Source organism: Sphingopyxis bauzanensis, from assembly GCF_002205675.1.
GTDB lineage: Bacteria > Pseudomonadota > Alphaproteobacteria > Sphingomonadales > Sphingomonadaceae > Sphingopyxis > Sphingopyxis bauzanensis.
Genome location: NZ_NISK01000001.1, coordinates 618,564 through 631,455, shown reverse-complemented (window position 1 = coordinate 631,455; position 12,892 = coordinate 618,564). Strand labels below are relative to the sequence as shown.

The 12,892-nt window shown below is 64.9% G+C and carries 15 protein-coding genes and 1 tRNA gene; 10 read left to right on the top strand and 6 right to left on the bottom strand.

The window, feature by feature from the left end:
• The first annotated feature begins 238 nt into the window (after window positions 1-238).
• A tRNA-Arg gene (locus CDQ92_RS03145) sits at window positions 239-315 on the top strand.
• A gap of 172 nt (window positions 316-487) precedes the next feature.
• Window positions 488-670: a hypothetical protein gene (locus CDQ92_RS03140; protein WP_088439918.1), complete on the top strand. Its 183-nt coding sequence runs from the start codon at window positions 488-490 to the stop codon at window positions 668-670.
• On the opposite strand, the gene CDQ92_RS03135 is transcribed toward CDQ92_RS03140, so the two are convergent.
• Window positions 667-1,902, bottom strand: a complete 1,236-nt coding sequence (locus tag CDQ92_RS03135; protein WP_088439917.1) for a type II toxin-antitoxin system HipA family toxin — start codon at window positions 1,900-1,902, stop codon at window positions 667-669. The two genes, CDQ92_RS03140 and CDQ92_RS03135, sit on opposite strands and share 4 nt — an antisense overlap.
• Complete coding sequence (locus CDQ92_RS03130) at window positions 1,895-2,497, bottom strand: helix-turn-helix domain-containing protein (protein ID WP_088439916.1); 603 nt, start codon at window positions 2,495-2,497, stop codon at window positions 1,895-1,897. The genes CDQ92_RS03135 and CDQ92_RS03130 overlap by 8 nt, the downstream gene beginning before the upstream one ends.
• A 33-nt stretch (window positions 2,498-2,530) precedes the next feature.
• Between CDQ92_RS03130 and CDQ92_RS22025 the strand changes: the two genes are divergently transcribed.
• Window positions 2,531-2,932 carry a hypothetical protein gene (locus tag CDQ92_RS22025; RefSeq protein ID WP_444544647.1) on the top strand — a complete coding sequence of 134 codons (402 nt, stop codon included), beginning with the start codon at window positions 2,531-2,533 and terminating at the stop codon, window positions 2,930-2,932.
• A gap of 328 nt (window positions 2,933-3,260) precedes the next feature.
• Window positions 3,261-4,295 (top strand): YeiH family protein, encoded by a 1,035-nt coding sequence (locus CDQ92_RS03120; RefSeq protein ID WP_088439915.1) that lies wholly within the window; start codon window positions 3,261-3,263, stop codon window positions 4,293-4,295.
• A 32-nt stretch (window positions 4,296-4,327) separates the two neighbouring features.
• On the opposite strand, the gene CDQ92_RS03115 is transcribed toward CDQ92_RS03120, so the two are convergent.
• A complete protein-coding gene (locus tag CDQ92_RS03115; protein WP_088439914.1) occupies window positions 4,328-5,077 on the bottom strand; it encodes a zinc-ribbon domain-containing protein in 750 nt (249 codons plus the stop codon).
• 170 nt (window positions 5,078-5,247) lie between these two features.
• Between CDQ92_RS03115 and ftsE the strand changes: the two genes are divergently transcribed.
• From ftsE to CDQ92_RS03095, 4 genes are read left to right on the top strand one after another with little or no spacing between them, the layout of a single operon-like run.
• Window positions 5,248-5,979, top strand: coding sequence for a cell division ATP-binding protein FtsE (gene ftsE / locus CDQ92_RS03110; protein WP_088439913.1), 732 nt, complete (start codon window positions 5,248-5,250; stop codon window positions 5,977-5,979).
• Window positions 5,980-5,989: 10 nt separating this feature from the next.
• The gene (locus CDQ92_RS03105; protein ID WP_088439912.1) at window positions 5,990-6,895 is read left to right on the top strand and encodes a cell division protein FtsX; all 906 of its coding nucleotides are present in this window, start codon (window positions 5,990-5,992) and stop codon (window positions 6,893-6,895) included.
• On the top strand, window positions 6,892-7,422 hold the full coding sequence (locus CDQ92_RS03100; RefSeq protein WP_088439911.1) for a YdcF family protein: 531 nt from the start codon (window positions 6,892-6,894) through the stop codon (window positions 7,420-7,422). The genes CDQ92_RS03105 and CDQ92_RS03100 overlap by 4 nt, the downstream gene beginning before the upstream one ends.
• A gap of 11 nt (window positions 7,423-7,433) precedes the next feature.
• On the top strand, window positions 7,434-8,153 hold the full coding sequence (locus CDQ92_RS03095; RefSeq protein WP_088439910.1) for a lysophospholipid acyltransferase family protein: 720 nt from the start codon (window positions 7,434-7,436) through the stop codon (window positions 8,151-8,153).
• Between the two features lie 109 nt (window positions 8,154-8,262).
• Here the strand turns inward: CDQ92_RS03095 and CDQ92_RS03090 are convergent, their stop codons facing one another.
• Complete coding sequence (locus CDQ92_RS03090) at window positions 8,263-9,171, bottom strand: prephenate/arogenate dehydrogenase family protein (protein WP_088439909.1); 909 nt, start codon at window positions 9,169-9,171, stop codon at window positions 8,263-8,265.
• Between the two features lie 2 nt (window positions 9,172-9,173).
• Window positions 9,174-10,289, bottom strand: a complete 1,116-nt coding sequence (gene hisC, locus CDQ92_RS03085) for a histidinol-phosphate transaminase (RefSeq protein ID WP_088439908.1) — start codon at window positions 10,287-10,289, stop codon at window positions 9,174-9,176.
• Window positions 10,290-10,368: 79 nt separating this feature from the next.
• On the opposite strand from hisC, the gene metX reads away from it, so the two are divergent.
• The gene (gene metX / locus CDQ92_RS03080) at window positions 10,369-11,490 is read left to right on the top strand and encodes a homoserine O-acetyltransferase MetX (RefSeq protein WP_088439907.1); all 1,122 of its coding nucleotides are present in this window, start codon (window positions 10,369-10,371) and stop codon (window positions 11,488-11,490) included.
• Between the two features lie 2 nt (window positions 11,491-11,492).
• The gene (gene metW / locus CDQ92_RS03075; protein ID WP_088439906.1) at window positions 11,493-12,077 is read left to right on the top strand and encodes a methionine biosynthesis protein MetW; all 585 of its coding nucleotides are present in this window, start codon (window positions 11,493-11,495) and stop codon (window positions 12,075-12,077) included.
• Between the two features lie 130 nt (window positions 12,078-12,207).
• On the opposite strand, the gene CDQ92_RS03070 is transcribed toward metW, so the two are convergent.
• Window positions 12,208-12,843: a TetR/AcrR family transcriptional regulator gene (locus CDQ92_RS03070; protein WP_088439905.1), complete on the bottom strand. Its 636-nt coding sequence runs from the start codon at window positions 12,841-12,843 to the stop codon at window positions 12,208-12,210.
• Between the last annotated feature and the right edge of the window lie 49 nt (window positions 12,844-12,892).

Below are 12,892 nucleotides of genomic sequence, written 5' to 3'. Positions count from 1 at the left end.
GCGACAAGCGCGCCGCTTTGGCACTTCCTGTAACATTTTATCTCTTATTTTCAAGTCACTGAGAATTTACCCGTTACAACATAGCTCGGCGCAAAAAGGGCTTCGTAAGCAGCTTCCAGAGAGGCATTGGATAGCATCGGACGGGATTGGGGTGCGCTCGGCGATTCGACTCCAAAATTGGGGTGCAAACCGAATCCGTTGACGGCAGTTACTTCCAGCGGCTAGGGCCAACGCGCACGCACCCGTAGCTCAGCTGGATAGAGTGTCGCCCTCCGAAGGCGAAGGTCACAGGTTCGAATCCTGTCGGGTGCGCCATGACCGTCGAAGTTCAGCATGCCGTTCTGGCAATCGCGCAGTCAAATGCCTTGCAGGTAGGACATCCGGCACTTGTCCGCCCCGTTCACCCCGATTTTTACGGGCTCTTCTTTGCCCCTCTTTCCGATTTTTGCATCTTGCTCCGATCGTTTTAAGGGTTTTGGGGGAAACTATGCAGAAGACTGACGAATCAGAAAATCTCCTAACTGACGAACTCAAGCAGAAGGCCTATGACGACGCACTCGCGGCGGGCGATGCCGCTGCGACGGTGTCGGTCGCGCACGCGCTCAAGCTCTCAAAGGACAAGGCGAATGAGGCGGCGCGCCAGCTCCCCTTTCCGGGCCTGCTGAACTAGGCCTCAGCGCTTAGGATAGCCAGGGTCTCCATATGCCGATCGATTTGATCGGCGACGCCCGGGAACAGGGGCAGATGGGACTTCTCGGCCTGCCAATGTTCCATGAACCGCTCGACGGTTTCATCGGCGGCGGCGAGCAGCGGCGCTTCGGGCAGGCCCGCGTTCGAGGCCATATAGGCGATCTCGTCGCGGTCGAAGTCTCGAAAGCGCGAGACGCGCGCGAATTTGAGCGCGCTGTCGTCACCCGGCACATAGGGCAGGGTCGAGAGCAGGTCATAGGCCGGCGAGAGGAGCGGTTGCCGCCGGTCGGGGTAGATGAGCGACCAGTTCTTGATATGCATATCACCATTGCCGATCAGCGCCGAGAAGGTGAGGCGGCGCATAAACTCCACCGCGCTGCCTAAGTCAGCGGCCCTCGCGAGGGCATCGAGGATGTTGCGATAGCTCGCGCGGTCGTATTTGCGGTCGGGATAGAGGCCGAAGACCTGCGCGAAATCCTCGATATGCACCGGCCCCTCGGCGGTCCGGTCGAAGCGCCGGATCGCGAAGGCTGTGTCGCCGATCTTTTCGATATCGTCCGGCAGCCCTACGACATCGCGGATGGGGAGGAGGCGGGTCTCCGGAACGTCGATCCCGATGGCGCGCGCGATTCCCATCATCGAATATTCATTCTCGGGAACGCCCTCATGTTTCGTCGAGGGGAGCTTGACGATCCATGACCCGCCGACGCCGCCGACGGGAATGGTGAGCCCGCCGTCCTTGCCCTTGTTTTCGAGGGCCGAGAATTTGAGCTGCACGCCGGCGAGCGAGAAGCGCAGCTGGTCGGCGGGCGAAGCACCCTCGTTTGTCGCCGCTCCCTCGTCGACGTCGGCAACCGGAACGGCGGCGTCCAGCGGTATGGCGGTGATCGCGCCGGGCAGGTCGGCGCCGAGCTTTGCGAGAAGATCGAATTCTGCGTGTTCGGAGATGTTCGCGTGGCGCGCGAGATAGCGCCGGAGCATGCCCTCGGGGAGAAGGTTCGAGAAAAAGGGCATGAGGTGCGTCTTGCGCGCCTTATGCTCGGTGAGAAGATCGCCCGCGACCGACCGGAACGACAGCGACAGGACGGGGGACGCCTCATCCGCGATATAGGCCGGATCGAACGCAAAGATCGTCCGATCACCGTCGAGGCGCACGATCGTTCCGATTTGGACACCGTGGAGACGAATGGCGAGCGCGAGCGTTTTAGGCATCGTCGTGATCCAGGGCGAACGCCGAGCGGCGGGCTTCGGGGCGGGCTTGCGCCATCATGTTGCGCAGACTCTTAAGCTTCTCGCGCGTGTCGCGAAGCCGGCGCGGCCAGTGCGCGTCGATCGTCTTCCCGCCCTCGACTTTTTCCAGAACGCGATTCATCGGGCGGAGCGCGGCCTGCAATGCCTGATAGTCGAAATCGGCGTATCGGAGCAGTTCGAGGTCCGCGAGTTCGTTCACCAGGGTGCCGCGCGTCTTCTCGTCGAGATGCGTCAGGCCATTGAGCCGCGTCAGGAAATTCCGGATCGTCATGACTGCCCGGCTCGTCGCATCGCCGGATAATTGGCCGAGGCTGTTGGCGCGCAGCGCAGCGTCGACGACCGGCACCGCCTGGCGCGGGACAAGTTTGAGATCGAGGTCGAGGGCCCGCGCGATTTCGACGAGGCTCGACATTTTGGGATCGGTCCCGCCCGCCTCGAGACGCGCGACATAGCTCTGCGGCGAACCGACGCGTTCGCCGAGTTCACGCTGCGTCAGGCCTTGGGCGAGGCGCGCCGCGCGCAGCAGCGCTATCATGTCATCACTAGCGTAACTCATATCTTTCACGATATACTGAAACCGATTTATATCATGCCAGATATCATTTCCTCAGATATTTGCAAGGTCATATATCTCAAACGATATTATACCTTAGAAACATATCCTTTAGGATATATCAAGGTGGCACGCGATAGCCCAGGAACGCTGCCCGCCGCCCCGCCCGTCTCCGGCCTGCGAGGCGGCCCGACCGAGCTGTGCCATCGCCTCCTGCCGGGACTTCTCAGGTGTCCAGATGCCATGGACGCCGATCGTGAAGCGACGCGACCGGCCTGCCGCACGATATTGAATGATGTAGCTACGCCGGCCCGATTTCAGGACGCGAAGACCAAACCCTGGAATGCCATCGTCCCAGATGATTTAATCCGTTGCCATCGGTTTGGCGGCATCGACAAGGCGTTTGGTCAGTCTCGGCATGGCAATTCTCCGGTCTGACTTTTGTCGTAAGCGAGGCGTAAGCTCGCGGACGAAAGTCGCAGCGAACCCCCGGATACGGATGTCGGCCCGCCCCTAGAGACTTTCCAGATTAGTCAGCCAATAATAGTATCTTAGCGCGCGATCTCGCACATAAGGGATGGCCCGTTTTACCAGTTCGGAGGGCAGCGCTCTATCCATCTGAGCTACGGGTGCCAATAGAGCGCGGCCTCTAGCAAGAGCGTCGCCGCGCAGCATTGGCCTATCGACCATCGCGCGGCGATGTGCGAAGCGGCGCCATGGGCATGGGGAACGCTGCGTGAACGCACCATCCGAACGAAACTGGCCGATGGCCGCCGACCTGTATGGCGAGATGCAGCTTGAAGCGCATCCGCCCGCCAAACGCCGCTGGCGCGACTATCTGCCCGGGGTGCTCGTCACCGCGATCGCGGCGCTCGCCGCGGCCTGGCTCGCCGATCATTATGCCGCGCCGCTGGTGCTGATGGGACTGCTGATCGGGCTGGCGATGAGTTTTCTGTCGCAGGATCAGCGCACCCACGCCGGACTCGACCTGATGTCGCAGACCGCGCTGCGGATCGGGATCGTCCTCGTCGGGGCGCGGATCACTGCCGACCAGCTGGTCGAGCTCGGCCCGCTGCCCTTCGCGCTGCTCGTGCTGATCATGCTCGCGGTCATCGTCGTCACCGTCGCGACCGCGCGGCTGTTCGCGCAGGACCGCCACGCGGCGCTGCTCGCGGGCGGCGCGACCGCGATTTGCGGCGCATCGGCGGCGCTCGCGCTCTATTCGCTGATCGGCGACAAGCGCGTCGATCAGGCGCGTTTCACGCTGACTTTGGTCGGCATCACCGTCGCCAGCGCCTTTGCGATGACGCTTTATCCGGTGCTCGCCGCCGAGCTGGCGTTGACCGACGCGCAGGCGGGGTTCCTGATCGGCGCGTCGATCCATGACGTCGCGCAGGCGATTGGCGGTGGTTTTTCCTTCTCGCCGGCGGCGGGTGAGGTGGCGACAATCGTCAAGCTGACCCGCGTCGCGCTGCTCGCTCCCATGCTGATGCTTGTCGCGCTGTGGCTGGGGCGCCGCGGTGAAGGCGATGGGACGCGGAAAATCCCGCTCCGGCTACCTTGGTTTATCGTCGGCTTCCTCGCCGTCGCTGCGATCAATTCACTCTTAGCCATTCCCGTGCCCGTTCAGGACGGAGCCGCAACGGGTGCACAGGCGCTGCTCCTGCTCGCAATCGTCGCGACCGCGATGAAAGCGCGGCTGCATCTGCTGCTCGATCAGGGGTGGCGCAGCTTTGCGCCGATCGTCGTCGCGACGGTGACCAGTTTTCTGTTGTCGCTGGCCGCTGCGCTGAGTTTATGACGGCGTGGCCTCATGCCATATCTTTGTAAGACTTAGCTTTTCGGCAAAGACCAGCTGACCGTCAGCTGCGTGGCGCGGCGCGGAATGTCGAGCTTAGCCTCGCTGAAATTGACCTTTTCATTGGGCGGCAGCATCCGCACCGGCGGCTTGATTGTCCAGCTATAGACGATCGTCCCTTGCGCATCGCGCAATTCGGCGAGGATCGGCGGGACGCGTTGTTCGCGGTCGGTCGGATTGATGATCACCCCCGATGCGGCGAAATAGATGGTGCCATCGGCGAGTTCGCGATGATCCTGATTGGGGGGTAGTTCGATCACCAGATCGGGCTCAGCAGTCATGCCGGGCAGCCCCAGCCCCTGTGCCCAGCTGGGCAGGCCGAAATAAATGAGTCCAGCTGTCGCGGTGATCATCAAGGCCGCGGCGCTTGCGGCGATCAGCGTCCAGCGCTTCGCCGGGTTGCGGCGCGGGCGTCGGAATGGCAGCGGCGCTTCGTCAACGATCGTGCGTGCCGGCCGCGGTGCCGGATCGGCGGCAAAGGCTTGGGGTGGCGACGGCGGCGGCTCAGCCACCGACGCCGGGCTTTCGGTAAAGGATGGCACGGGTTCGGCTGCCGGGGCCGCGACCGGCTCAACCACAGGCGCAGCCGCCGCCGGGTCGATCTTCGCGGGCTCCTGAAACCAGCTGTGGCGGCAACTGGCGCAGCGCACGGTGCGCCCGGTTGGGCCGATCGCCGTATCGGGGACGACATAACGTGTGTGGCAGGACGGGCAGGCGAGGATCATGGTCCCCTTCTAAACACGCTGATTCGCGGTGTTGCAAGCGCCGCGTCGCCGCGAGGCGTCCACTCCCGGCTTTACCTGACACAGCAGCCGTGTAACAGGCGGGGCATGAGCGCCGCCGCGCCCCTTTTTCGTTCCCATTTTACCGCGCAAACGAACGCGCGCGTGACGCCATGACGGACGCACCAAGCCCGCGTCCCGGCGGCGCGATGGTCGAATTTGACGGGGTGGGCCTACGCTACGGCCCCGACGCCGAAGTACTGTGCGACATCAGCTTCAACCTGCAACCCGGCAGCTTCTATTTCCTCACCGGACCATCCGGCGCGGGCAAGACGTCGCTGCTCAAGATGCTCTATCTGGCGCAGCGGCCGAGCCGCGGCATCGTCCGCCTGTTCGGCGAGGATCTGGTCAACATGCCGCGCCAGCGCCTGCCCGGCTTTCGCCGCCGCATCGGGGTGGTGTTTCAGGATTTCCGCCTGATCCCGCATCTGTCGGCGCGCGACAATATCGCGCTGCCGCTGCGCATCGCGGGAGTCAGCGAGGAGGATCTGTCGGGGCCGGTCGGCGAAATGCTCAGCTGGATCGGGCTCGGCGACCGCGCCGATGCGCGCCCCGCCACGCTGTCGGGCGGCGAGCAGCAGCGCGTCGCAATCGCGCGCGCGGTGATCGCACGGCCGCAGCTGCTCGTCGCCGACGAGCCGACGGGTAACGTCGATCCCGAAATGGCAATGCGCCTGCTGGGCTTGTTCGAGGCGCTCAATCGCCTGGGGACCACCGTCGTCGTCGCGACCCACGACATCCACCTGATCAGCCGGATCGAAAATGCCCAGATGATGCGGCTGGAAAAGGGGCGGCTCGCCGATCCCACCGGCGCCTTGCGCTATCCCCCGGCAAACAGGGCATGACGGGGCGCCCATGATCATCCCGCGCGTCCCCATCCAGCACCGCCGCCTGCTGCCCGACCGCCGTCTGTCGGGGCCGACGCCGTGGGTCATCGCGATATTGATGATGCTGACCCTGCTCGCCGCCGCCGCGGGAGTAGGGCTGGCGCGCTCGGCGAACGCGATCGGCAGCGCGATCGCGGGGCGCGTGACGGTACAGATCGTCACCCCCAACCCGGTGACGCGCGCCGAACAGGCCGCGGCGCTGCGCCGTGCCGCCGCCGCGCAGCCCTTTGTCCTGTCAGCGCGCGCGGTCGACCGCGAGGAATTGCAGGCGACGCTCGGGCAATGGTTCGGCAGCGCCGATGGCGACGATCCGGTGCTGAACTCGCTCCCCCTTCCCGCCTTGGTCGACATCGATTTTGTCGGCGAAAACCGCAGTCGCCATATGGAGCAACTGCGCGCACTGGTCGCCGCCGAAGCTCCCGGCGCCCGGATCATCCCGCATGCCGAATGGCTGGGTCCGGTCGCGCAGCTGATCGCCTCGCTCGCGTGGATCGCCGGCGGGCTGGTCCTGTTGATGACGCTCGCCAGCGCCGCGGTAGTGATCATGACCGCACGCGCCGCGCTCGGCACCCATTTTGCGACGATCGAGATGCTCCATCTGATCGGCGCGACCGACCGCCAGATCACCCGGCTGTTCCAGCGTCGGATCGCGATCGACACCGCCTATGGCATTGCGCTCGGCAGCGTCGTCGCCGCGGCGATTCTGCTGCTGATCGGCTGGCAATGGGCGGGGATCACGTCGGGGCTCGCCGCCACCGCCTCGCTCGGGCCGACCGGCTGGGCGCTCTTGCTGGCGCTGCCGCTATTGGCTATCGCGCTCGCAGCCCTGACGGCGCGCCAGACGTTGCTCGCCGCGCTCAAGAAGATTTTATGATCAAGCGCCTGATTTCCCTTCTCTTCCTGGCCTGGGTGCTGGGATTTGCGTGGTTCGCGCTGCTGCCGCCCTTGCCCGCGGCGGCGCAAAAAACCGACGCCATCGTGGTGCTGACGGGCGGACCGGGTCGCATCGACCGGGCGCTTGAGCGGCTCGAGGCGGGCGATGCCAAGCGGCTGCTGATCAGCGGCGTCGCGCGCGAGGTGAAACCACGCGAACTCGCCGCCGAATACAGGCGCCCGACGGCGCTGTTCGATTGCTGTATCGCGCTGGGGTTCGAGGCCGAGGATACGCGATCGAACGCGACCGAGGTCGCGACCTGGGTTGCGCGGCGCAACTATAAAACGGTGCGGCTGGTCACCACCGACTGGCACATGCGCCGCGCCGAATATGAAATCGGCCGCGCGATCGGCGACAAGGTGACGATCCTGCCCGACGCGGTGCGCAGCGAGCCCAATTTTGCCACGCTGTTTCGCGAATATCACAAATATCTCGCGGGGCTGGCGGGCGGCCTACTCGGCCTGTAAGCGCAACGTCGATGCGCTACTCCATCGCCCTGATCCGCTCGATCCTGTTCTGGTTCGCCTTTTTCGTGATGAGTGCCATCTCGTCGATCGGCGGGGTTGTCGCGCTGCCGATCTCGCACCGCGGCACGATCTTTTTCGTGCGCATCTGGGCGAAGGCGCACCGGCTGTTCTGCCGTTTCCTGCTCGGCCAGACGATTGTGGTCGAGGGCGAGATGCCCGACATCCCGGTGCTGTACGTGTTCAAGCATGAGTCGGCATTCGAGACGGTCGAACAACCGGGGCTGTTCAAACATCCTGCGGTGTTCGCCAAGGAAGAGCTGTTTTCGATTCCCGTTTGGGGGCAGGCAGCGCGTTTCTATGGCCTGATCCCCGTCGACCGCGATGGCGGCGGAAAGGCGATGCGCGCAATGCTGAACGCGGCGAAGGCCGCGCTGGCCGCGGGCCGCCCGCTGGTGCTGTTTGCCGAGGGGACACGGGTACCGCATGGCGAAGCGCCGCCGCTACGCCCAGGTTTTGCCGGCATGTACCGCCTACTCGGGGTCGATGTGATCCCGGTGGCGGTGAACAGTGGCCTCGCCTTTCCGCCACGCCGATGGGTCAAATGGCCCGGCACGATCACCTACAAGATCGGCGAGACGATTCCTGCAGGGCTGCCGCGCGAAGAGGCCGAGGAGCGCGTGCGGGTGGCGATCAATGCGCTCAATCCCCCTGAGGCGTTGTTGAAAGCCTGATTGCCGCCCCCGCGAAGGCGGGGGCCGCTGGAATAGTAGCGCAAAGCCGATGGCGGCCGCGTTCAGAGGCGCGTGACTCTGATACGCGCTTCGCGGGGTTGACGTTCAGCTAATGCTTCCGCCCGAAATCAGGCGCCGGGTCATCCTGACCCTCGGCGATGATCGACCGCCGGATCGCGCGCGTCCGCGTGAACCAGTCTTCCAACTTGTCGGCATCACCGCGTCGGATCGCTTGCTGCAGCACGGTCAGATCTTCGTTGAACCGCTGCAGGGTCGCAAGCACCGCATCCTTGTTGGCCAGGAACACATCGCGCCACATCACCGGGTCGCTCGCCGCGATGCGGGTGAAATCACGGAAGCCGCCCGCCGAATATTTGATCACCTCGCTCTCGGTGACCTCCTCCAGCTCGCTGGCGGTGCCGACGATCGTATAGGCGATCAGATGCGGCAAATGGCTCGTCACCGCGAGCACCATGTCGTGGTGCGCGGCGTCCATGACGTCGACCTTGGCGCCCAGTGCCTCCCAGAACTCCGTCAGCGCCGCGACCGCGTCGGCGGGTGCCGCGGCATCGGGGGTAACGATGCACCAGCGCCCATCGAACAGGCTGGCAAAGCCAGCGGCGGGGCCGCTGTTTTCGGTTCCCGCGACCGGATGCGCGGGGATGACGATATGGCCGGGCAACGCATGTCCCAACGCCTCGGCGACGCTGGCCTTCGACGATCCGACGTCGGAGATGATCGTGTCCTTGCCCAGTCCCGGCGCCATCGCCGACGCCGCCGCGGCCATGCCACCCACCGGCACCGCCAGAATGACCAGATCGGCATCGGCGACCGCGCCCGCAGCATCATCGATCACCGCGTCGCACAGCCCCAGCGTTTGCGCGATGTCGCGCACGTCGGCGCTGGCGTCATGGCCGGTGACCATCACATCGGGCAGGCGTTCCTTCACCGCGCGCGCGATCGACGATCCGATCAGGCCAAGCCCGATGATCGCCAGCCGTTCGACGCGCCGCGACACAATCAGACGTTCAGCGCCGCGCGGATCGCCGCCGCCAGCCCGCGCGTCTCGTCCTCGGTGCCAATTGTCATCCGCAGCGCGCCGGGCAATCCCTGCCCCGGCAGCCAGCGGACTATATAGCCCGCCTCCATCAGCCGGTTGTATACCGTCTCAGCGCTCACATCGCCCTCGAACAGGACGAGCAGGAAATTGCACGCCGAAGGAACCACACGCACGCCATGATTTCCGAGGCTTTCGAGTTCGTCAGCCAGCCAGCTCCGCCACTTGGCATTATGCTCGCGGCTGGCAGTGACGAATTCCTCGTCGCCGATAGCCGCGATCGCCGCCGCCTGCCCCGCGCGTGTGACGTTGAAAGGCAGGCGAATACGGTGCAGCGCCGAAATTACGTCGGCAGAGGCATAGCCCCAGCCGATGCGCTCGGCGGCAAGCCCGTGGATCTTCGAAAAGGTGCGGGTGATAATGACGTTCGGCTGCGTCTTCGCAAGTTCGAGCCCGCCGTCGTCCTCGGCGTCGGTCAGATATTCGGAATAGGCCTGATCGATCACGAACAGCACATCCTTCGGCAGCCCGGCGTAGAGCCGTGCAACCTCGTCCTTCGACGCCAGCGTCCCGGTCGGGTTGTTCGGATTGGCGAGATAGACGACGCGGGTGCGCTCGGTTACTGCGGCGAGCAACGCATCGACGTCGGTCGCATAGTCGCGGTCATCAGCCTCGACCGGGACCGCGCCAACGCGCCGCGCCGCGATCTCGTACACCGCAAAGCCGTAGCGCACATACAAAATCTCGTCGCCGACGCCGGCATAGGTACCCGCGGCCAAGTGCAGCAGCTCGTCCGACCCGTTGCCGCAGATGATCCGCGCCGGATCGAGCCCGAACTTCGCCGCGATCACCGCGCGCAGCTCGACCGACCCGGGATCGGGATAGCGCGACAAGGCGTCGGGTGCCGCCTGCGCCGCAGCGAATGCAGCGCGGGCTTTCTCACCCGTACCCAGCGGATTCTCGTTCGCGCTGAGTTTAATCAGCGGACGCCCGTCGGCCCCCGCCGACTTGCCGGGAACATAGGGAGCGATGCCGCTGATCCACGGCTTCGGGGTGAGCATTTGCGTCGTGTCGGTCATGCCGCGCCGTTTAACGGCTAGGACGCCCAAGTCCAGCACGTTGACAGGCTTCGCGCGCCCGCTTAGCCCCGCGCAAACCATGGCCAGCCTGCTCCACCAGATCCAGCATCACAGCGTGACGATCGCATCATCGCTGCCGCTCGACAGCGGGCAAAGCCTGCCGTCGGTGACGATCGCCTATCAAAGCTATGGCGCGCTCAACGCCGACAAGTCGAACGCGGTGCTGATCTGCCATGCGCTCACCGGCGACCAATATGTCGCGAGCGACCATCCCGCGACGGGCAAGCCCGGCTGGTGGGCGCGGATGGTCGGCCCCGGCAAGCCGATCGATACAGATCGCTTTCATGTTATCTGCGCCAATGTGCTGGGCAGTTGCATGGGGTCGAGCGGCCCCGCAACCCCCGACGCCGTTACCGGCGCACCCCTCGGCATGGCGTTTCCGGTGATCACCATCGCCGACATGGTGCGCGCGCAGGCGATGCTGCTCGACCAGCTTGGGATCGAACGACTTCATGCCGTCGTCGGCGGGTCGATGGGCGGGATGCAAGTGCTCGCCTGGTCTGCGGCCTACCCCGAACGGATCGCGTCAGCGGTTGTCATCGCCAGCGCGGCGCGCCATTCGGCGCAGAACATCGCATTTCACGAGGTTGGACGGCAGGCGATCATGGCCGACCCCGACTGGCAGGACGGCCAATATTATGCGAGCGAGCGCGCGCCGACCAAAGGACTCGCGGTCGCGCGCATGGCGGCGCACATCACCTATTTGTCGGAAGAAGGGCTGACCGAGAAATTCGGCCGCCGCCTGCAGGCGCGCGACATCAAGAGCTTCGGCTTCGACGCCGATTTCCAGGTCGAATCCTATCTCCGCCATCAGGGGCTCGCCTTTACCGACCGCTTCGATGCCAACGCCTATCTCTATATTACGCGCGCGATGGACTATTTCGACCTCGCCGATCCGCACGACGGCCGCCTGTCGGGCGCGTTCAGCGCGGCAAAGGACGTGCGCTTCACGCTTGTGAGCTTCGACACCGACTGGCTCTACCCGACCGCCGAATCGCGCCGCATCGTCCAGGCTCTGCAAAGCGTCGGCGCGTCGGCCAGCTTCGTCGAACTGTCGGCACCCTTCGGCCATGATTCCTTCCTGCTCGACGTTCCCGCGCTCGACCGCATCGTCGCCGGCGCGCTCGGCGGGGGTTTCTGACGATGGCGCTGCGTCCCGACCTCGCGATCATCGCCGCCGCAGTGCCGACGGGCAGCCGCGTGCTCGATGTCGGCTGCGGCGATGGCGAGTTGATGGCGGCGCTCAGGGATCAGGGCGTCGATGCGCGCGGGCTCGAAATCGACCCGGTGAATGTCACCGCCGCGATCGCGCGCGGCCAGTCGGTGGTGCAGGGCGACGCCAACCGCGACCTTGCCGATTATCCGGGCGACGCGTTCGACTATGCGATCCTGTCGCAGACGCTGCAAACGACCGAGCGCCCCGACCGGGTGGTCGACGAACTACTCCGCATCGCGCCGCGTGCCTTCGTCAGTTTCCCCAATTTCGCCCATTGGCGCGTCCGGCTCGACCTGCTCTGGGGCGGGCGGATGCCGGTGACGCGGTTGTTGCCCGTCGCTTGGTACGAAACCCCCAATATCCACCATGTTACGGTCAGCGATTTCCGTGACCTGCTACGCGCCAAGGGGATCGGGGTCGAGGCGGCCTGGTATCTGTCGGGAGACAGACCGACGAGCGCCGCCGCGGCAACCTGGCGCGCCGAACATGCGATTTTCTTGATTTCGCGCTAGTCGGTCGCCTCCGCGAAGGGGATTTCAGAGTCACGCGCCTCTGAACGCGGCCGCTATCGGCGTAGCTCAAGGTTGCCAGTGGCCGTGTCGGGAAGGACGTGACTGCCGGCCACTTCGCGGCGGCGACGCGTTAGTTCCGCTTTAGCAACCCGTTCGCGACAAAATCATTCGCGATCCGCGCAATCTCCGAAATATCGGCGTCCTCGTCCCACAGGCCATAGCGCATACCCAGAAAAACGTTCATCCCGCCGATCGCCCAGGCGTGGATCTCTCCCACATCGGCGCGAATCTCGCCGCGCCCTGCGCCTGCCTCCAGCCGCTGCCGCACGCGCGCCACCGTCGTTTCATAATGTCGGCGATAGCTCGCATAGTCGACGAACTCGGCCTCATCGATGATCCGGTAGATTTCCTTATGCTCGCGCACAAAGCCGAGGAACGATTCAAGTCCGATGCGTTCGGCGCTGATCTCGTCGGGCGCCGCCTGGACCAGCGGCGTGACATGGTCGCGCAACTGCTCGCTCATGTAGCGGACGAGCGCCTGGAAGATTTCCTCCTTCGAATCGAAATAGGTGTAAAAGCTGCCCAGCGCAGTCCCCGCACGCCGCGTGATGCCGCTGATCGACGCTTCATGAAAACCGCGCTCGCCGAACTCGACCGCTGCCGCGTCAAGCAGCTTGCGCAAGGTTCGGCGCCCGCGTTCGGTACGCGGCGTCTTGTCGCGCGCTTCGCCCGCGGTGTCCGGTGCTCCGTCTTGCGGCTGATCCATGACTCTTTCCCGTCTCCCTTCCGCACGCCCCTCGCTGCATCGTGGCTTT